The sequence below is a fragment of the Streptococcus mitis genome, from assembly GCF_009496155.1.
In the GTDB taxonomy this organism is placed as follows: Bacteria; Bacillota; Bacilli; order Lactobacillales; family Streptococcaceae; genus Streptococcus; species Streptococcus mitis_BQ.
Window position 1 is genome coordinate 141,894 of sequence record NZ_WIJP01000001.1, and the last position, 18,839, is coordinate 160,732.

Consider the following 18,839-nt stretch of genomic DNA (forward strand, 5'->3'; position numbering starts at 1 on the left):
GTCATGACTGAAAAAGACGAAAAGTTTTTTGAAAAGAAAATGGACCGTCGAGAATTTCTTAAAAAAGCAGGGATTGGAGGGGCTGGTTTAGCGCTAGGACTCTCTGGTGCTTCTGCTTTTTTCGCACCTAAGCTAGGTACTCAGGAAAAAATCTCGTACGGAAATGAAAAAATTGCTTTTTATGGCAAGCATCAAGCTGGGATTAGTACACCCATGCAGAAGAATATCTATTTTGTTGTCCTGAACCTGCATACGACGGATAAGGATAAGATTATCCAGCTATTCAAGGATTGGACGGATTATAGTGCCAAGTTGATCGAGGGGGAACTGGTCAAAAAAGATGGACAGAATGCTCTCTTGCCTCCTAGCGATACTGGTGAGACAGTCGGACTCAATCCTCATCGTTTGACGCTGACTTTTGGTGTCTCTGCAAGTTTCTTGAAAAAGATGAACTTGGAAAACAAGCGTCCTCAAGTGTTCAGGGATTTACCGCCTTTCCCTAAAGAGCAATTACGTGAAAAATATACAGGTGGAGATATTGTGATTCAGGCCTGTGCAGATGATGAGCAGGTTGCCTTTCACGCTATTCGCAATCTCATCCGTAAGGGCAGAAATGCAGTGACCCTTCGTTGGAGTCAGTCTGGTTTTGCAGCTATCGGAGATCGAATGGAGACACCGCGTAACCTCTTTGGTTTTAAGGATGGAACAGCAAATCCAACCAAGGAGCAAGACTTTGACCGCGTTATCTGGGCTGATAGTAAGGACTGGATGGAAAATGGATCTTATATGGCAGTTCGTCGGATTCAGATGTTTTTAGAGACCTGGGATCGTACTAGTCTTGAAGAACAAGAAAATACCTTTGGTCGTTACAAGGAAAGTGGCGCCCCCTTTGGTAAGAAGAATGAGTTTGATGAAGTGGATTTGAGTCTTTTGCCTGATGATTCGCATGTTCGTTTGGCTAAGGAAGTGGAGAAACCACTTTTGCGTCGTTCTTATTCTTACTCAGATGGGATTGATGAAAAAACTGGCCAGTTTGATACAGGCTTGCTTTTCATTTCTTTCCAGAAGGATCCTGATAACTTTGTCAAGGTTCAAACCAATCTAGGTGCTACTGATAAGATGAATGAATATATCACTCACATCGGTAGTGGACTTTTTGCTTGCTTTGGTGGTGTGGAGAAAGGAGGCTACATTGGTCAGAAATTATTGGAAGGCTAGAAGCTGGTTCTTGGTTTTAGCTTTGTCATTTTTAATTCATTCCCCAGTGGGTGCCCAAGAAAGCTTGAGTTCTTACTTTGTGAAAATCACAGATGCGTCCAAAGAAGTCAAAAATGGCAATCAGTCTGAGGCCAAGAATCTCGTTAAAGAGATGGCATCAGATTTCGAAAGAGTAGAAGACAGCAATTCTGAGGCTGGTAAAGTCGTCAAGGAAAAGCTAGCCCAGTCAGGCGATATTACTGAAGACAAACTCACCGAAATTTCTTCAGCCCTATTAGCCTTTGAAAGAGAACAAAATCCTGTTGACCTAGATGCGGAAAAAGAAAAATTGGTTAACCGCCTAAGTCCTCGTTTTGAAGCCTTGGAACAGGCCATTGCCTCCAAAGATTTAGAAAAAGTTCGTGAAGCCTTTAAGAAAATGAATTCCACTTGGACTATCAATGAAAGTGTGGTTCGTGACAATAGCACGGCCCATTATGGGCGTGTTGAAACAGCTATTTCCTTCCTGCGTAGTAGCATGGAAACTGAGCCTACGGATTTTAACTCCATCCAGACTTCCTTTGAGGACTTAAAAAAGGCTATTGATGATTTTGTAACTGGAAAAGAAGTCGCAGAAGCATCTTCTAATTTGACTCTTAAAGACGGCATTGCCCTTTTGAAGAAGGCTTTGGAACAATTCCAAGCTGGTGACCAAGCATCAGGAGCAACTAGTATGAAGGAATTCATCACTATCTGGCCAACGATTGAGGGTTCTGTTAGCACGACCAATCCTTTCCTCTATACTAGAGTGGAAAGCGAAAGTCCTGTGATTATGGTCAAGGGAAGTGAGAAGGTTTACCAAGAAAAATTAGAAAAACTGATTGCAGATTTATCACAAATTGATACTAGTGCACGATACAATTCCTTTGATGCCATGCTGATTCTTCTAAGAGAAGGTGTAGAAGCGCTCTTAATCGTTATGGCCTTGGTAACAACCTTGAAAGCAGCCAAGATGCGAAAAGGGCTCAAGTGGGTTTATGGTGGAGCTATCACTGGAATCATGGCCAGTCTCATTATTGCCTTTATCTTGCAAATTGCTTTTCCAGCAGTAACATCAGGCTCCAATCGTGAAATCATCGAAGGAGCAGTGGGGATTTTTGCAGTAGCTATGATGATTGTGATTGGAATCTGGCTCCACAGCAAATCCTCGGTCAAAAAATGGAATACCTTTATGGAGTCACAAATGGAAACAGTGACCAAGACAGGTTCCTTTATTTCCATGTTTGCCCTCAGTTTTCTAGCTGTTTTCCGTGAGGGAGCAGAAACCATTCTCTTTTATGTTGGGATTTTACCAAGGATTTCCAGTTTTGAATTTGTTTTGGGAATCTCACTTGCCTTGCTAGTTCTGGTAATTATTGCCATCGTGATGAATAAGGCCAGTCAATTCTTCCTGCCTCATAAGGTCTTCTTTATCCTAACTTGGATGATTTATGCTCTGGCTTTCAAGATGCTGGGAGTTAGTGTCCATGCTCTTCAGTTGACCAATATGGCTCCTAACCACTTGCTGACAGGATTTCCAACAATCGACCTTCTTGGAATTTATCCAAGTTGGGAAGGCTTGGCCAGCCAGCTAGTCTTTGTTGTTATCGTTTTGATTGTCACTTTCAGACAGGGTGAAAAATAGATGGATAGAAAAGAATTGACAATCGTTGAACATCTGGTAGAATTTAGAAAGAGATTATTGGCAGTGGTCATTTGTTTCTTTTTGGTATTCTGTGTCTCTCTGCTTTTTGCAGGCCAGATTTACCAGTATGTGACCCAATCTTTTCAGCAAAAGTTGATTGTTTTAGGCCCTAATGATATTTTATGGATATACATACGTTTGTCTAGTCTGATGGCCTTTACTATCACCTTGCCTTATACGGTGTATCATATTTGGTCTTTCATCAAACCAGGTTTAAAGAAGGAAGAAGCTAGAGCAGTCTTTGCCTATATTCCGGCTAGTTTCCTTTGCTTTCTAGTTGGACTGGCTTTTGGTTTTTACTTTGTAACACCAGCCTTACTTCAGGTTTTATTAGGGCTAGGAGAAGGGCTATTTGAAACGCAGTTAACAGCTCAAAATTATCTGTCCTTTGTTTTTCAAACGACCTTGCCCTTGGCATTGATTTTTGAATTGCCAGTTATCATTGCCTTTTTGACGTCGATTGGACTTATTGGACCGGAGTTATTGATTGCTTATCGCCGATATGCCTATTTTATCTTATTGGTACTCGCAGTCATCTTGACACCAGCTGACTTTGTCAGCGATTTGGCAATGACTGCCCCCTTGATATTACTCTATGAATTGAGTATAGCCATCAGCAAACACATTATGAAACGCAAGCAGAAAGGAGAGAGAAATGGGAATCTTACGTGATATCGGAGCACCAGGATTGATTATCATCGTTTTAGGAGCTCTCTTGATTTTTGGACCAAAACGATTGCCTGAACTAGGCGAGTCAATCGGTAAAATGCTATCTGAATTTAAAAAAGCAGTTAAAGGAACTGAAAATCAAGATAAGGAAGAGTAAACCTTGCCAAATAAAAAAACTTTGTACTCTGGAAACCATTGTGTAGCTATAGAGAGTGCAAAGTTTTTTTGAGTTTGGAATATGAAAACAGCAGTTGATTTCAAGAAACAAAAAAAGAACAGCCGAAGCTGTCTTTTTATCATTATTTGAGACCGTATTTTTTGTTGAAACGATCCACGCGTCCATCTGCTTGAGTGAACTTTTGACGTCCAGTGTAGAATGGGTGTGAGTCTGATGAAATTTCCACACGGATCAATGGGTAAGTTTCGCCTTCGAACTCAACTGTTTCGTTAGAGCGTTTTGTTGAACCGCTAAGGAATTGGTAACCAGTAGTTGTGTCCATGAAGACAACTGGGCGATATTCTGGATGGATATCTTTTTTCATTTTGCAATATTTCCTTTCTGCCATGGTCTCTTTGCGAGCCATAGATTGTTACCATACTAGTCTATCAGATTCTGAAAAGTTTGGCAAGTATTTTATCAGTTTTTAAGCAAGTTTTTTAACTTTTGGTAGATGATTTCGTTTTCCTCTAGGCTATAGGAATTAGCACCGCTTGCTAGAGGGTGGCCTCCACCATCATGTTCTTTGGCAATTTCATTGATAGGATGGATTTTACTGCGTAAGCGAACACGGTAGTGACCATCAGCTTGTTCTACAAAGATTCCCCAGAGACTGACACTGTCAATACGTCCAGGTGCACCGACAATGGCTGCAGTTTCAGAATCGGTAACATTGAATTGTTTCAAGGTTTCTTGACTCAGGATAACGCGCGCTGCTCCATTTTCATCCACTTCCAGATGGTCGTAGATGTAGCCTTGAAGTTTTGCAATTTTGTAGCTCATAGTGTCCATTTTGCGAGTGAGAGCTGCAAAGTCAAAGTTATGTTCTCTCAAATAAGCAGCCAGGCGAAGAGTTCGTGCAGTTGTAGAAGGATAAAGGAAGCGGCCTGTATCACCAACAATTCCTGCAAAGAGCAACTCAGCAGCACGATCTGACAAGGCCAGTTGGGTTGTTTGGGCAAATAGGGTAATCATTTCGCTAGCGCTGCTTGAACTAGTATCCACCCAAGATAGGTCACCATATACATCATCATTTGGATGGTGGTCAATCTTAATGAGAAAATCACCTTGACTATAGCGTTTATCATCGATACGAGCAGTATTAGCTGTATCACAGACGATGACAAGTGCTCCCTGGTAGGTACTATCTTCAACAAGATCCATCTCAGCCATCCAAGTTAGAGTCGGTTCATCAAAACCAACGGCTTTGATGGTTTTTTCTGGGAAATGATGTTTGAGAAGAGCTTTCAAGCCCACTTGACTTCCCAAGGCATCAGGGTCTGGTTTCATATGACGGTGAATGATAATGGTGTCGTATTCTTTAATTTTTTCTAAAATATGATGGCAAATGTCCATAAATAACCTCAATTCTTTCTCATTTCATTGTAGCACAAGAATTTTTATTTTTAAAATGAAAAAGATGTGATATAATGGAGAAAGATAAATTGAGGAGGACGATATGGCATTAGCAAAAATTGTATTTGCCAGTATGACCGGTAATACCGAAGAGATTGCAGATATTGTAGCAGACAAATTACGTGACTTGGGCTTGGATGTCGATGTTGATGAATGTACAACTGTTGACGCTTCAGACTTCTTGGAAGCAGACATCGCTATCGTTGCGACCTATACTTATGGTGATGGTGAATTGCCAGATGAGATGATGGACTTCTACGAAGACCTTGCAGATCTCAACTTGAATGGTAAAATCTACGGAGTGGTCGGCTCAGGAGATACCTTCTATGATGAATTCTGTAAGGCTGTTGATGACTTTGACCGCGTTTTTGTAGCGACAGGGGCAGAAAAAGGTTCAGAGTGTGTTAAAGTTGATCTTTCTGCTGAGGAAGAAGACATTGAACGCTTGGAACAATTCGCAGAAGAATTGGCTGCTAAAGTAGGATAAGTATAAACGTGCGCTGATACAATCAATCAGTGCATTTTTCTTATCGTGAGTTGGGATTTTACTAGCCTATTTGATGGCTTTTTGATACAATAATTCAAATAAAGGAGGAGACTGTATGGATTTAGATATTATTCGTCAAGAAATTGATCAAATTGACGATCAAATTGTCAAACTGTTAGAAGAACGAATGCATTTAGTTGAAGGGGTTGTCGCTTATAAGAAGGCTTCAGGGAAACCGATTTTAGATACCAAGAGAGAAGCAATTATCTTTGAAAAGGTTAGGAGTCGTGTAGAGGACAAGCGCTATCAGGAGACTATTGTAGCGACTTTTTCGGACATACTCAAACGTTCGCGTGATTATCAGGATCAAAATATCAAATGAAAAAAGAACATTTTTATCCTCTAGGGATTTTACTAGCTGCTATGTTGGGCGGACTTGTCCGCTACCTAGTTTCCACTTGGTTACCAGCCAGTCCTGACTTTCCTTGGGGAACCCTTCTTGTTAACTATCTAGGTATTTTCTGCTTGGTTTATCTTGTTAAGGGCTATTTGGTCTATAAGGGAACCAGTAAGGGAGTTATTTTAGCACTAGGGACGGGCTTTTGTGGAGGTTTGACAACCTTTTCCAGTCTAATGCTTGATGCTGTAAAACTACTGGATACAGGGCGTTATCTTAGTTTAGTCCTGTATTTGCTTTTGAACATCGGTGGAGGCCTGCTTTTAGCTTACTATTTAGGGAGGAAGAAATGGTAATCATTTATCTTGCAATTGCTTGTGGCTTCGGAGCGCTCGTACGGTATTTCTTTTCCCGCTATAATCAAGCTTCTAAATTGCCACTCGGAACGCTCATAGCCAATCTTCTAGGTTGTTTTTTGATTGGATTATTCTACAATCATGTGGAGTCTAAGGAAGTCTATGCTATTCTAGCAACAGGATTTTGTGGTGGTTTGACAACTTTTTCGACCTTGAATGACGAACTCCAAAGGTTGCTAAGCGATAAGAAGGTCTTTTATTCGTACCTGACTTTGACCTACCTAGGTGGTTTAGTTGCGATTTTTTTAGGAATTCTGCTATAAATTTCTTTACTTTTTTGTGGAAATTTGGTAAACTGTATCTTGTGTGTAATGGACGCACAAAAATACAGTTTATCCGCTGAGGAAGGTTCCTCAAGATTGACAAAGATAGGAGAATAAAATGAATCCATTAATCCAAAGCTTGACTGAAGGTCAACTTCGTACAGATATCCCATCATTCCGTCCTGGTGACACTGTTCGTGTACACGCGAAAGTTGTCGAAGGTAACCGTGAACGTATCCAGATTTTTGAAGGTGTTGTTATTGCACGTAAAGGTGCTGGCATCTCTGAAAACTATACAGTTCGTAAAATCTCTAACGGTGTAGGTGTTGAGCGTATCTTCCCAATCCACACTCCACGTGTTGAAAAAATCGAAGTTGTACGTTACGGTAAAGTACGTCGTGCGAAATTGTACTACTTGCGTGCTCTTCAAGGTAAGGCAGCTCGTATCAAAGAAATCCGTCGTTAATTCGACTAAAAAACTCTGCTTTTCAGCAGAGTTTTTATCTAGCTCCCTTAGTTCAATGGATATAACAACTCCCTCCTAAGGAGTAGTTGCAGGTTCGATTCCTGCAGGGGGCATAGAAACTATTGATTTTTATGTAGAAATCATTCAAGTTAAAATAGAACTCCAAAAGCGTTAGATTACGCTTTTTTGTTTTTCGTGAATGAAGGAGATGGGAGAATTTTTATATAATTATATAATAGTAAAAGATTTTTAGTAATTGCTTATAATGATTTGATTTTTTAGGAAGTAAAGGGTAAAATTTAATTAATATGATAATTAGTTAGGAGTTTGATTATGAACGGTTTAGTTTTAGGTTTGGATATTGGTATTGGATCAGTAGGTGTAGGTATTCTAAAAAAAGATACTGGTGAGATTATCCATACGAATTCTCGTATTTTCCCAGCTGCAACTGCTGATAATAATGTTGAAAGAAGAAACAGTAGACAAGGTAGACGATTAAATCGTAGGAAAAAACACCGTGTTGTTCGCTTTCAGGATCTATTTGATGACTATGGTTTGTTAACTGATTTTTCTAAGGTATCCATTAATCTTAATCCATATCGGCTTCGAGTACATGGCTTGAATCAGCAACTAACGAATGAGGAGCTGTTCATAGCTTTAAAGAACATTGTTAAGAGACGTGGGATTAGCTATTTAGATGATGCTTCTGAGGATGGTGGTGCAGTATCGTCTGATTATGGTAAGGCAGTTGAGGAAAATAGAAAATTACTTACTGAACAAACACCTGGTCAAATCCAACTAGAGCGTTTTGAAAAATATGGTCAAGTAAGGGGAGATTTTACTGTTGAAGAAAAAGGCGATAAGCACCGATTAATTAACGTTTTTTCAACATCTGCTTATAGAAAAGAAGCTGAACGAATTCTTAGAAAACAGCAAGAATTTAATAATCAGATCACGGATAAGTTTATAGAAGATTACTTAAAAATCCTTACAGAGAAAAGAAAATACTATCATGGGCCAGGTAATGAAAAATCTCGGACGGATTATGGACGTTTCAGAACAGACGGCACGACGTTAGATAATATTTTTGGTATTTTAATTGGTAAATGTACATTTTATCCGAATGAATACAGGGCTTCAAAAGCTTCCTATACTGCTCAAGAGTTTAATTTGCTAAATGATTTAAATAATTTAACAGTTCCTACAGAGACCAAGAAACTGAGTGAGGAACAAAAGAAAACAATCGTTGAATATGTGAAGTCGGCGAAAACATTAGGGGCTTCAACCTTATTGAAATACATTGCTAAAATGATTGATGCTTCAGTAGAACAGATACGTGGTTATCGAGTTGATGTAAACAATAAACCTGAAATGCACACTTTTGAAGTCTATCGAAAAATGCAGTCGCTAGAAACAATTCCAGTTGGAGAATTTTCTAGAGAAGTTCTAGATGAGCTTGCTCATATTTTAACTCTAAATACTGAACGAGAAGGTATAGAAGAAGCGATTAATACAAAGTTAATGGATGTATTTAGTCAAGACCAAATACTTGAATTGGTTCAATTTAGAAAAAATAATAGTAGTCTATTTAGTAAGGGATGGCATAATTTTTCTCTTAAACTCATGATGGAATTGATACCAGAACTCTATGAAACTTCAGAAGAGCAGATGGCAATTCTAACACGATTGGGTAAACAAAAATTTAAAGAAACATCAAAAAGAACTAAGTATATTGATGAAAAAGAAGTAACAGAAGAAATCTATAATCCTGTGGTAGCAAAATCTGTCAGACAGGCCATAAAGATAATCAACGAAGCAACTAAAAAATATGGTATCTTTGATGATATTGTTATCGAAATGGCACGAGAGAATAACGAAGAAGATGCTAAGAAAGATTATATAAAACGTCAAAAGGCAAACCATGATGAGAAAAATGCTGCTATGGAAAAGGCTGCATTCCAATACAATGGGAAAAAAGAGTTACCAGATAGTATTTTTCATGGGCATAAGGAATTGGCTACTAAGATTCGTTTATGGCACCAGCAGGGAGAGAAGTGTCTCTATACTGGGAAGAATATTCCAATTTCAGATTTAATTCACAATCAGTACAAGTACGAAATTGATCATATTTTACCTCTATCTTTATCGTTTGATGATAGTCTATCTAATAAAGTATTGGTTCTAGCTACAGCAAACCAGGAGAAGGGGCAGCGAACACCGTTTCAGGCATTAGACAGTATGGATGATGCTTGGTCATATCGTGAGTTTAAATCATATGTAAAAGATTCTAAATTATTAGGTAATAAAAAGAAAGATTACCTTTTAACGGAAGAAGACATTAGTAAAATTGAAGTGAAGCAGAAGTTTATCGAACGGAATTTAGTTGATACTCGATACTCATCGCGTGTTGTTTTAAATGCTCTACAAGATTTTTATAAAGCTCATAAATTTGATACAACTATTTCGGTGGTACGTGGACAATTTACCTCTCAGCTAAGAAGAAAGTGGAGGCTTGAAAAGTCTCGTGAGACTTACCATCATCATGCTGTTGATGCCTTAATTATTGCCGCTTCGAGTCAATTAAGATTATGGAAAAAACAGAATAATCCTCTGATTTCTTATAAAGAAGGACAGTTTGTTGATTCAGAAACTGGAGAAATTATTTCATTAACTGATGATGAATACAAAGAGTTAGTGTTTAAAGCTCCTTATGACCATTTTGTTGATACATTGCGTAGCAAGAAGTTTGAGGATAGTATACTATTTTCTTATCAAGTAGATTCAAAATTCAATCGAAAAATTTCAGACGCTACTATTTACGCAACAAGAAAAGCAAAGTTGGATAAAGAGAAAAAAGAATACACTTATACTTTGGGAAAAATTAAAGATATCTATTCTTTAGGGACTAAAACCCCTTCTAAAACTGGGTTCTATAAGTTTTTAAATTTATACAATAAGGATAAATCCCAATTCTTAATGTTTCAGAAAGATAGAAAGACTTGGGATGAAGTAATCGAGAAGATAATGGAACAATATCGACCATTTAAAGAATACGATAAAACTGGAAAATTAGTTGATTTTAATCCATTTGAGAAATATAGACAAGAAAATGGATCAATCCGTAAGTACAGTAAAAAAGATAATGGTCCAGAAATTAAAAGTCTGAAATATTACGATATTTTATTAGGTAAACACAAAAATATAACTCCTGAAGGGAGTCGAAATACTGTAGCTTTGTTATCTTTAAATCCTTGGAGAACAGATGTGTATTACAATATGGAAACTAAAAAATATGAATTTTTAGGATTAAAGTATGCAGATTTGCCTTTTGAAGAAGGTGGTGCTTATGGTATTTCTACAGAGACGTATAATAAATTAAGAGAGAAAGAGGGAATTGGTAAAAATTCTGAATTTAAGTTTACTCTATATAAAAATGATTTAATTTTAATCAAAGATACTGAAACGAATTGTCAACAAATTTTTAGATTTTGGTCTCGTACTGGGAAAGATAATCCAAAAAGTTTTGAAAAACATAAAATAGAATTGAAACCTTATGAAAAAGCAAGATTTGAGAAAGGTGAAGAACTGGAGGTATTAGGAAAGGTGCCACCTTCCTCTAATCAATTACAAAAAAATATGCAGATAGAAAATCTTTCTATTTATAAAGTCAAAACAGATATTTTAGGTAATAAACATTTCATTAAAAAAGAGGGTGACGAACCAAAACTCAAATTTTAAAAAATATTTTAAAAAAGAGTTGCAAAGGCTTTTACAATGTATTATAATAGTAATTGTAAGGGACGCCTTGCACAGTTACTTAAATCTTGCAGAAGCTACAAAGATAAGGCTTCATGCCGAATTCAACACCCTGTCATTTATGGCTGGGTGTTTTCGTTTTGGGAAAGAGGAAAATACGATGACTTGGAGAATTGTGCATGTCTGTCAGAGTGAAAAAATGCAATTGAAGTTAGATAATCTTCTGATTAAGAAAATGGGTCAAGACTATGTTATCCCACTGAGTGATATTTCGATAATTGTAGCAGAAGGAGGGGATACTGTTGTAACTTTAAGGTTATTAAGTGCTTTAAGTAAGTATAATATTGCCTTAATTGTCTGCGATAATGAGCACTTGCCTACAGGAATTTACCATTCTCAAAATGGCCATTTTAGAGCCTATAAAAAATTACAGGAGCAATTATTGTGGACGCAGGAGCAAAAAGATAAATTATGGCAGATAGTTACTTATTTCAAAATAAACAATCAGCAAGATGTTCTTGCAATGTTTGAGAAGAATATTGATTGTATACAATTACTAGCGGAGTATAAAGAGCATATTGAGTTTGGAGATAAAACCAATCGTGAAGGCCATGCTGCAAAAGTTTATTTCAATGAATTATTTGGAAAGAAATTCGTACGTCTTACACAACAGGAAACGGATGTTATCAATGCTGGCCTAAATTATGGTTATGCAATCATGAGAGCTCAGATGGCACGTATTATTTCTGGGTATGGGTTAAATCCCTTAATAGGAATTTTTCATAAGAATGAATATAATCAATTTAACTTGGTTGATGACCTAATGGAACCTTTTCGGCAGATTATCGATGTCTGGGTCTATCAAAATTTACGAGATGAAGAGTATTTAAAATATGAATTTCGTCTTGCGTTGACGGATACACTAAATGCGAAGATTCGTTACGGTAAAGAAACGTGTTCTGTAACGGTAGCAATGGATAAATATGTCAAAGGTTTTCTAAAATGTATCTCTGATAAGGATACTAGTAAATTTTACTGTCCAATGGTGTCGAGTGTAGAATGGAGCTAAAGAAATGAGGTATGAAGCATTGAGATTATTGTGTTTTTTTGATCTACCAATGGAAACAAATCAAGAAAAAAGAGTCTATCGTAATTTTCGGAAAGATTTAATTGCAAATGGTTTTGAAATGTTACAGTTTTCTGTTTATTATAGAACCTGTCCGAACCGAAGTTTTGCTAGTAAATTCTATAAAAAATTAAGTCAGAGTAATTTACCAAGCGGGAATGTCCGTTTGCTAGCTGTGACTGAAAAACAATTTTCTGAAATGGTTTTAATCATTGGTGGAAAAACAAAGCAAGAAGAAGTAGTCAGCGATAATAAGTTGGTAGTTATATGAAAATGAACATTAGTCATCCGTATAAGGATAATATTTCATTAAGTTTTGATCAATTTACTCAAATTGTAGGTCAAGATCAGCAATTAAAATACTATATTTGGCAGATACTATTGTGGTATTTTGGAGGAAAAAAATATAGTGAGGAAGATTTAGTTCTATTTGAACAAAATGAGCCTAAAATACTAATAGACGATACAATGGTTTCCCGGTCAGAATTTAGTGTAATTCAAGTGTCCAATATCAATGATTTAATTGAACAAATGGAATATAAAAAAGGAACAGTAGCCTATGATTATATAAAGAAAAAGATTAATTCTATAGAGATAATGGAGCAAATTGAAAAGATCAATGACAATCTAGATAGGATTTCACTTTTATTGAATCAGAAGTTGAATCTTCAAATAGATGATATTATCTATCATACTGAAGCAAAATATTTTAATACGAATCAATTAATTCAAAAAAATTTTTTACCATACTTTGGAACAAATGATAAAAATATATCCTTTGAATTTGTAGACAATAAGACAAAGTTTTTATTATTTCTTTCCATGTTAGAAGTCATGGCGACGAACAGTTCTGAAAAGTTTTTACTTGTATTACGAAATTTGGATGATTTTTTATCCTATAATGATTTTGTTGAATGTTGCGAGAAAATGGAGTTTCTTACTAATCATAGTAACTCATTATATATTGTGTTGTTTCCTTCAAATGAAGGTTATCTTCATGTCACGAAAGAAGTTTTAGAGGAAATCAATATTGTTTCCGATTATGTTGATCATTTTTATTCTCTAGAATTTATGTATGATCGCTTTACCAATCAGTATCCAATAAATCAAATACCTAATGAGAAAGAATTTTTAATCTCTTTGAGAAAGATTGGACCGTATTTATTTAGTTCAGAAATTCTCCATATGAGTTTATCTATAGAGGATCAAGTAGCATTAAAGATTTTAAACAAATTATATCAGTATGAAATGAAAACAAAATTTCATATTGAATCAATCAATCCAATGTTATTGAAATATTTGAAAGAATGGTATTGACGAGTTGGATTTAAGATTTTATAATGGTTTTGAGGGAACAAAAATCAAAATTGACTAATTTGAGGTTTTTGTACTCTCAAGATTTAAGTAACTGTACAACTGCGAGCAAGTACGCTAGCTTTATCCATGTGTTTTTGTACTCTCAAGATTTAAGTAACTGTACAACCTTGTCCCACATAATTTCTAACTGCACGTAGTTTTTGTACTCTCAAGATTTAAGTAACTGTACAACATACTCTGACCCTTTCAAGTCTACCCATGTGTTTTTGTACTCTCAAGATTTAAGTAACTGTACAACTATTTTCTTCTAAATAGCGACATAGGTTGTGTTTTTGTACTCTCAAGATTTAAGTAACTGTACAACTTGTAAAGCGTCAACTAGGAATGATTGAAGGTTTTTGTACTCTCAAGATTTAAGTAACTGTACAACTTCTTACGCATTTTCACTACTGCGCACCATGTTTTTGTACTCTCAAGATTTAAGTAACTGTACAACATTTCTTATTCAAGAGTAGGCAAGGTCAGAGTTTTTGTACTCTCAAGATTTAAGTAACTGTACAACTATTGCCACCATCTGATACCGTCCATACTTGTTTTTGTACTCTCAAGATTTAAGTAACTGTACAACAAACCATATTGTCTATATAGTAACCTGTTAGTTTTTGTACTCTCAAGATTTAAGTAACTGTACAACAGACTGAGACAACTGTGTCAATTTCTCCAAGTTTTTGTACTCTCAAGATTTAAGTAACTGTACAACTAGACGCAGGTAAAGAACTACTAGAAGAATGTTTTTGTACTCTCAAGATTTAAGTAACTGTACAACTGTATATCGGTAAACTCACAGAAGTTACTAGTTTTTGTACTCTCAAGATTTAAGTAACTGTACAACTAAACGGTGTGGTTGCATTCCAGGTTGTCAGTTTTTGTACTCTCAAGATTTAAGTAACTGTACAACATGAAAGTCAAAATCAAGGGTTACAAACCTGTTTTTGTACTCTCAAGATTTAAGTAACTGTACAACCTCGGTTACCGATTGCGTTCCTATGGTTCGGTTTTTGTACTCTCAAGATTTAAGTAACTGTACAACAGAATCCACTTTCTTTTTCTTCCTCTGTCTGTTTTTGTACTCTCAAGATTTAAGTAACTGTACAACCAGGTGTAAGAATATGGAACTATTCAGCCAGTTTTTGTACTCTCAAGATTTAAGTAACTGTACAACTCAAACCAATAACAGACAACTTTCCAAAATGTTTTTGTACTCTCAAGATTTAAGTAACTGTACAACTGATGGGCGTTCTTGGTGAAACTGAATCTGGTTTTTGTACTCTCAAGATTTAAGTAACTGTACAACGATTAAACGATATCATGAGACAGACCGTCTGTTTTTGTACTCTCAAGATTTAAGTAACTGTACAACAGCAGGTAATAAAGCACAAGAAAAAGCTTTGTTTTTGTACTCTCAAGATTTAAGTAACTGTACAACCATCAATGAATTTCATCAATTTTTCTGGATGTTTTTGTACTCTCAAGATTTAAGTAACTGTACAACGTTGATGTTGAGACTGGTGAGAAAATCACAGTTTTTGTACTCTCAAGATTTAAGTAACTGTACAACTATTGATGGTTAAGCCAGGCTATTTCAGGTGTTTTTGTACTCTCAAGATTTAAGTAACTGTACAACGTCGATATCTAGTACAAGGCTATCAGAATGGTTTTTGTACTCTCAAGATTTAAGTAACTGTACAACAAAAAAACGAACGAGACTCGCTTCCTATCAGGGTTTTTGTACTCTCAAGATTTAAGTAACTGTACAACAGCGTTTGAGCTGACTCGCTTTGACCACCAGTTTTTGTACTCTCAAGATTTAAGTAACTGTACAACAGTATTTCTTTTTTTACTTCCTCTTGCTTAGTTTTTGTACTCTCAAGATTTAAGTAACTGTACAACCTTGAGCAACAACAAAGCACCATCACGAAGGTTTTTGTACTCTCAAGATTTAAGTAACTGTACAACAGAGCAAGGAAGCGGACGACTGGTTTAACAGTTTTTGTACTCTCAAGATTTAAGTAACTGTACAACTTCATGGATTTGTTAAATACGCAGCTCTTCGTTTTTGTACTCTCAAGATTTAAGTAACTGTACAACTATTCTTCAATGAATTTGATAAAAATATCCGTTTTTGTACTCTCAAGATTTAAGTAACTGTACAACTCTACGTCTCCACCGAACCAAGCGAAATGAGTTTTTGTACTCTCAAGATTTAAGTAACTGTACATTTAGATAATATTAGCGATTCTCTAACTTATAAAAAACCGCTCGGCTGAGCGGTTTTCGTCTATTCTATTATATTCTTTTCTTTTACAGTACCCATGTACGGATAGCATGGGCTACGCCGGATTCATCGTTAGATTTAGTGATGTATTTGGCGATTTTTTTGATTTCTGGATTTCCATTTTCCATGACCACGGGGTTACCAACGACTTCCAGCATGGCACGGTCATTTTCTTCGTCACCGATAGCCATGGTTTGATCTTTGGTCAATCCTAGTTTTTCAGCTAAGTGAGTGATGGATGAACCCTTGTCAACATTCTTTTTAAGGAGTTCGAGGTAGAAAGGAGCAGACTTGTTGATAGAGTAGCGCTCGTAAAATTCTGCTGGTATCTTTTCAATCGCAGCATCAAGAATCTCAGGTTCATCGATGAACATACACTTGACGATTTCTTTGTCAGCCATTTCTTCAGGAGTGCGGTAGAAAATCGGCATGCTGACGAGGGTTGATTCGTGCACTGTGTATTTTCCGATATTGCGATTGGCAGTGTAGATTCCATCCTTGGTAATGGCGTGCATGTGGACACCGAGCTTACGACTGAGAAATTCCATATCTAGATAATCCTCATAGGTCAAGGATTCACTGATAATATCATGTCCTGTAGCAGTTTCTTGGACAAGGGCACCGTTGAAGGTCACTACATAGTCACCCTCGTCTCTCAACTGCAAGTCGTCCAGAAGTTTGGCAACACCTGCGATAGGGCGGCCAGTTGCAATCACGACTTTGACACCAGCTTCTTTGGCGTCTTGGATGGCAGAAAAGACTTCAGGTGTGATTTCTTTCTGACTGTTGACTAGGGTTCCGTCGATATCAACGGCAATTAGTTTAATACTCATACATTTCCTCTTCTAGTTTTTATTTGGGGTAAAATGATCGTTCTCAATCAAGTGTAAAAATTGCTGGGTGATACTTGCGAAGATACTGTTTTGGTCCAACATTTCCTTTGGAAAATAGAAACGATTATCTCCGTGGCGACTGCCAGCAAGGGATTGGACGATAGGAGACAGGCTAGAGAGTTCGGCCAGTTCTCCATTTTTCTGTAAAATCTCAATCTGTGTCCGAGGATTTTCAGATTCGGGACGATAGATATCATAAGGGAGGTCAAAGTTCTTATGAATGGCAGTGTAGTAGTCTGGATCAAAGCCGATGTCCTCAACCAATTTTCTCATGCTAGCAAGTTGGTTTTGGTCTTCTTGTGAAAAGGTAATGGATTTAAAGACCTTGCGGTTGACAAAGCGTTGCGACAAGTCTGCGAGAATCTTGTCAGGACTGGTCATCCAGAGCTGGAAGTAGGTATTCATCACGCCATCATCCAGAGCCAGATAGTCAGACAAGGTCACATTTTTTTCAAAGAAAGGCAAGAGATGTGGAGAAGTTCGTGTAAAGAAGTCCTTGTCCTCAGGATAGAGTTCCTTAGCGCGTTTGAGGAGATTCTGCAGGAGAACTTCCATGGCGCGTGTTGCTGGGTGGAAATAGACCTGCATGTACATCTGGTAGCGACTGAGGACGTAGTCTTCGATGGCGTGCATGCCATTGTGCTGAAAGGCGATACCATTTTCGATAGGACGAATGACTCGGAGGATTCGAGTCAGGTCAAATTCCCCATAAGATGCTCCCGTAAAATAGGAGTCGCGCAAGAGATAGTCCATGCGGTCCGCATCAATTTGGCTGGAAATGAGTTGCACGACCTGCTTGTTAGGATAGGTGTGGTCTATGACACTGGCAACCTTTTCTGGGAAATCTGGCGCCACTTGTAGTAGGACTTGGTGAATCTCTGTCTCAGGGCTTTGGATAATCTCTTGAGTAATGGCTTCATGGTCTGTATCAAAGAGATGTTCAAAAGTATGGGAATAGGCACCATGCCCAAGGTCATGTAGGAGAGCAGCTGTCATGGTCAAGAGAGACTCGGCAGGATTCCATTCCTCAGGATATTTTTCTTCAAAAATCTCTGTGATACGTCGTGCAATTTCATAGACGCCTAGACAGTGAGAGAAGCGACTGTGCTCTCCACCGTGGAAGGTATAACTGGACGTTCCCAGTTGCTTGATCCGGCGCAAGCGTTGAAATTCTTTTGTATTGATCAAGTCGTAGATGATTTGATTATTGACATGGATGTAGTTGTGAACTGGGTCACGGAATACTTTTTCGTTCATATGACCATTATAGCAAAAAGCTAGAGTTTTTGGTAAAATAGTAGGACAAGAGACAAGAAAGAGGACCTGATGTGAAGATTCGGATGCGAAATACGATTCAGTTTGATGAGCAGTTGGAAGTGATTGACCAACTCTATGATGTAGAAGTGCATGAAAAGGGAGATTATAGCTACCTGCTTTTCTATAATGAGGAAAAGGAAAAAGTGGTTATTAAATTTCATGGTCAAGAACTGGTGATGAGCCGTTTTTCCAACCCCAAGACCATTATGCGCTTCCTAAAGGATAGTGATAGTTTGGCCTATATTCCTACACCTATGGGTGTGCAGGAGTTTATTATCCAAACCAGTCGCTATGAAGTGGATGGTCAAAAGATTCATTTAGACTATCAACTACAAAATCAAGAGGGACAGTCCTTCGCCAGCTATCAATTGGAAATTACTTGGGGCTAGGCTTATGTCTTTTTCAAATTTAGCTAGCTATCTTCTTGGATTAGCCTGTTAGTGTGGTAGATTAGGCTAATTTTTGGTATAATAAAAGTTATGGAAATTGAAAAAACCAATCGTATGAATGCGCTCTTTGAATTTTATGCGGCGCTTTTGACAGACAAGCAAATGAATTATATAGAGCTTTACTACGCTGATGATTACAGCCTTGCTGAGATTGCCGAGGAGTTTGGTGTCAGTCGTCAGGCTGTCTATGATAATATCAAGCGGACAGAAAAGATTCTGGAAGATTATGAGATGAAATTGCACATGTACTCGGACTACATTGTCCGCAGTCAGATTTTTGACCAGATTTTGGAGCGCTATCCCAAGGATGACTTTCTGCAGGAGCAGATAGAAATTTTAACAAGCATTGATAATAGAGAATAAGAGGAAGAATA

At 37.3% G+C, this 18,839-nt stretch carries 19 protein-coding genes, 1 tRNA gene and 1 CRISPR repeat array; of the genes, 16 read left to right on the forward strand and 4 right to left on the reverse strand.

The annotated features are described in order from the left end of the window. Positions 1–3: 3 nt before the first annotated feature. Genes efeB through tatA form a run of 4 tightly spaced genes read left to right on the forward strand, consistent with a single transcriptional unit; the run spans position 4 to position 3,767 of the window. Positions 4–1,218, forward strand: coding sequence for an iron uptake transporter deferrochelatase/peroxidase subunit (efeB, locus tag GEZ84_RS00705; RefSeq protein ID WP_153222907.1), 1,215 nt, complete (start codon positions 4–6; stop codon positions 1,216–1,218). After that, a complete protein-coding gene (locus GEZ84_RS00710) occupies positions 1,193–2,881 on the forward strand; it encodes an FTR1 family protein (RefSeq protein WP_153222908.1) in 1,689 nt (562 codons plus the stop codon). Before efeB ends, GEZ84_RS00710 begins: the two co-directional genes overlap by 26 nt. Further along, positions 2,882–3,613 carry a twin-arginine translocase subunit TatC gene (gene tatC / locus GEZ84_RS00715; protein WP_153222909.1) on the forward strand — a complete coding sequence of 244 codons (732 nt, stop codon included), beginning with the start codon at positions 2,882–2,884 and terminating at the stop codon, positions 3,611–3,613. It begins immediately after the preceding gene. Continuing rightward, positions 3,597–3,767, forward strand: coding sequence for a twin-arginine translocase TatA/TatE family subunit (gene tatA, locus GEZ84_RS00720; RefSeq protein WP_000512113.1), 171 nt, complete (start codon positions 3,597–3,599; stop codon positions 3,765–3,767). Before tatC ends, tatA begins: the two co-directional genes overlap by 17 nt. A 142-nt stretch (positions 3,768–3,909) precedes the next feature. Here tatA and GEZ84_RS00725 read toward each other — a convergent pair whose 3' ends face one another. Then, entirely contained in the window at positions 3,910–4,152 is a 243-nt protein-coding gene (locus GEZ84_RS00725; protein WP_000710764.1) for a type B 50S ribosomal protein L31, read from the reverse strand. Between the two features lie 95 nt (positions 4,153–4,247). Then, a complete protein-coding gene (locus GEZ84_RS00730) occupies positions 4,248–5,183 on the reverse strand; it encodes a DHH family phosphoesterase (protein ID WP_153222910.1) in 936 nt (311 codons plus the stop codon). 103 nt (positions 5,184–5,286) lie between these two features. Between GEZ84_RS00730 and GEZ84_RS00735 the strand changes: the two genes are divergently transcribed. The 10 genes from GEZ84_RS00735 (at position 5,287) to csn2-St (ending at position 13,471) form a co-directional block, all read left to right on the forward strand. Then, entirely contained in the window at positions 5,287–5,730 is a 444-nt protein-coding gene (locus tag GEZ84_RS00735) for a flavodoxin (RefSeq protein ID WP_001162125.1), read from the forward strand. Positions 5,731–5,845: 115 nt separating this feature from the next. Further along, the gene (locus GEZ84_RS00740) at positions 5,846–6,112 is read left to right on the forward strand and encodes a chorismate mutase (RefSeq protein WP_020902342.1); all 267 of its coding nucleotides are present in this window, start codon (positions 5,846–5,848) and stop codon (positions 6,110–6,112) included. Then, a complete protein-coding gene (crcB, locus tag GEZ84_RS00745; RefSeq protein WP_153222911.1) occupies positions 6,109–6,483 on the forward strand; it encodes a fluoride efflux transporter CrcB in 375 nt (124 codons plus the stop codon). Before GEZ84_RS00740 ends, crcB (GEZ84_RS00745) begins: the two co-directional genes overlap by 4 nt. Beyond that, a complete protein-coding gene (gene crcB / locus GEZ84_RS00750) occupies positions 6,477–6,806 on the forward strand; it encodes a fluoride efflux transporter CrcB (RefSeq protein WP_084891611.1) in 330 nt (109 codons plus the stop codon). The genes crcB (GEZ84_RS00745) and crcB (GEZ84_RS00750) overlap by 7 nt, the downstream gene beginning before the upstream one ends. Positions 6,807–6,924: 118 nt before the next feature. After that, on the forward strand, positions 6,925–7,272 hold the full coding sequence (rplS, locus tag GEZ84_RS00755; protein WP_001068669.1) for a 50S ribosomal protein L19: 348 nt from the start codon (positions 6,925–6,927) through the stop codon (positions 7,270–7,272). 41 nt (positions 7,273–7,313) lie between these two features. Then, positions 7,314–7,385: transfer RNA gene (locus tag GEZ84_RS00760), tRNA-Arg, on the forward strand. A 220-nt stretch (positions 7,386–7,605) separates the two neighbouring features. Next, entirely contained in the window at positions 7,606–11,010 is a 3,405-nt protein-coding gene (cas9, locus tag GEZ84_RS00765; protein ID WP_153222912.1) for a type II CRISPR RNA-guided endonuclease Cas9, read from the forward strand. Positions 11,011–11,188: 178 nt separating this feature from the next. Next, positions 11,189–12,097, forward strand: a complete 909-nt coding sequence (gene cas1, locus GEZ84_RS00770) for a type II CRISPR-associated endonuclease Cas1 (protein ID WP_153222972.1) — start codon at positions 11,189–11,191, stop codon at positions 12,095–12,097. Positions 12,098–12,101: 4 nt separating this feature from the next. Continuing rightward, on the forward strand, positions 12,102–12,425 hold the full coding sequence (gene cas2, locus GEZ84_RS00775; RefSeq protein ID WP_001268300.1) for a CRISPR-associated endonuclease Cas2: 324 nt from the start codon (positions 12,102–12,104) through the stop codon (positions 12,423–12,425). After that, positions 12,422–13,471: a CRISPR-associated protein Csn2-St gene (csn2-St, locus tag GEZ84_RS00780; protein WP_153222913.1), complete on the forward strand. Its 1,050-nt coding sequence runs from the start codon at positions 12,422–12,424 to the stop codon at positions 13,469–13,471. Before cas2 ends, csn2-St begins: the two co-directional genes overlap by 4 nt. Before the next feature lie 64 nt (positions 13,472–13,535). Further along, positions 13,536–15,751: direct repeats of the CRISPR family, unit length 36 nt; unit sequence GTTTTTGTACTCTCAAGATTTAAGTAACTGTACAAC. A gap of 81 nt (positions 15,752–15,832) precedes the next feature. Here the strand turns inward: csn2-St and yidA are convergent. Next, positions 15,833–16,639 carry a sugar-phosphatase gene (gene yidA / locus GEZ84_RS00785; protein WP_153222914.1) on the reverse strand — a complete coding sequence of 269 codons (807 nt, stop codon included), beginning with the start codon at positions 16,637–16,639 and terminating at the stop codon, positions 15,833–15,835. Between the two features lie 12 nt (positions 16,640–16,651). Next, the gene (locus tag GEZ84_RS00790; RefSeq protein ID WP_153222915.1) at positions 16,652–17,956 is read right to left on the reverse strand and encodes an HD domain-containing protein; all 1,305 of its coding nucleotides are present in this window, start codon (positions 17,954–17,956) and stop codon (positions 16,652–16,654) included. Between the two features lie 71 nt (positions 17,957–18,027). Here GEZ84_RS00790 and GEZ84_RS00795 point away from each other — a divergent pair, with 71 nt between their 5' ends. Both GEZ84_RS00795 and GEZ84_RS00800 read left to right on the forward strand, forming a co-directional pair. After that, positions 18,028–18,405: a DUF1934 domain-containing protein gene (locus tag GEZ84_RS00795; RefSeq protein ID WP_319946398.1), complete on the forward strand. Its 378-nt coding sequence runs from the start codon at positions 18,028–18,030 to the stop codon at positions 18,403–18,405. 90 nt (positions 18,406–18,495) lie between these two features. Continuing rightward, positions 18,496–18,828 (forward strand): putative DNA-binding protein, encoded by a 333-nt coding sequence (locus GEZ84_RS00800; protein WP_000402066.1) that lies wholly within the window; start codon positions 18,496–18,498, stop codon positions 18,826–18,828. Positions 18,829–18,839 lie beyond the last annotated feature (11 nt).

What these genes read in the sequence shown, in the direction of transcription:
- efeB (WP_153222907.1), top strand. Translation starts at nt 4, where the DNA reads ATGACTGAAAAAGACGAAAAGTTTTTTGAAAAGAAAATGGACCGTCGA.
- tatC (WP_153222909.1), top strand. Translation starts at nt 2,882, where the DNA reads ATGGATAGAAAAGAATTGACAATCGTTGAACATCTGGTAGAATTTAGA.
- tatA (WP_000512113.1), top strand. Translation starts at nt 3,597, where the DNA reads ATGGGAATCTTACGTGATATCGGAGCACCAGGATTGATTATCATCGTT.
- GEZ84_RS00725 (WP_000710764.1), bottom strand. Translation starts at nt 4,152, where the DNA reads ATGAAAAAAGATATCCATCCAGAATATCGCCCAGTTGTCTTCATGGAC.
- GEZ84_RS00730 (WP_153222910.1), bottom strand. Translation starts at nt 5,183, where the DNA reads ATGGACATTTGCCATCATATTTTAGAAAAAATTAAAGAATACGACACC.
- GEZ84_RS00735 (WP_001162125.1), top strand. Translation starts at nt 5,287, where the DNA reads ATGGCATTAGCAAAAATTGTATTTGCCAGTATGACCGGTAATACCGAA.
- GEZ84_RS00740 (WP_020902342.1), top strand. Translation starts at nt 5,846, where the DNA reads ATGGATTTAGATATTATTCGTCAAGAAATTGATCAAATTGACGATCAA.
- crcB (WP_153222911.1), top strand. Translation starts at nt 6,109, where the DNA reads ATGAAAAAAGAACATTTTTATCCTCTAGGGATTTTACTAGCTGCTATG.
- crcB (WP_084891611.1), top strand. Translation starts at nt 6,477, where the DNA reads ATGGTAATCATTTATCTTGCAATTGCTTGTGGCTTCGGAGCGCTCGTA.
- rplS (WP_001068669.1), top strand. Translation starts at nt 6,925, where the DNA reads ATGAATCCATTAATCCAAAGCTTGACTGAAGGTCAACTTCGTACAGAT.
- cas9 (WP_153222912.1), top strand. Translation starts at nt 7,606, where the DNA reads ATGAACGGTTTAGTTTTAGGTTTGGATATTGGTATTGGATCAGTAGGT.
- cas1 (WP_153222972.1), top strand. Translation starts at nt 11,189, where the DNA reads ATGACTTGGAGAATTGTGCATGTCTGTCAGAGTGAAAAAATGCAATTG.
- cas2 (WP_001268300.1), top strand. Translation starts at nt 12,102, where the DNA reads ATGAGGTATGAAGCATTGAGATTATTGTGTTTTTTTGATCTACCAATG.
- csn2-St (WP_153222913.1), top strand. Translation starts at nt 12,422, where the DNA reads ATGAAAATGAACATTAGTCATCCGTATAAGGATAATATTTCATTAAGT.
- yidA (WP_153222914.1), bottom strand. Translation starts at nt 16,639, where the DNA reads ATGAGTATTAAACTAATTGCCGTTGATATCGACGGAACCCTAGTCAAC.
- GEZ84_RS00790 (WP_153222915.1), bottom strand. Translation starts at nt 17,956, where the DNA reads ATGAACGAAAAAGTATTCCGTGACCCAGTTCACAACTACATCCATGTC.
- GEZ84_RS00800 (WP_000402066.1), top strand. Translation starts at nt 18,496, where the DNA reads ATGGAAATTGAAAAAACCAATCGTATGAATGCGCTCTTTGAATTTTAT.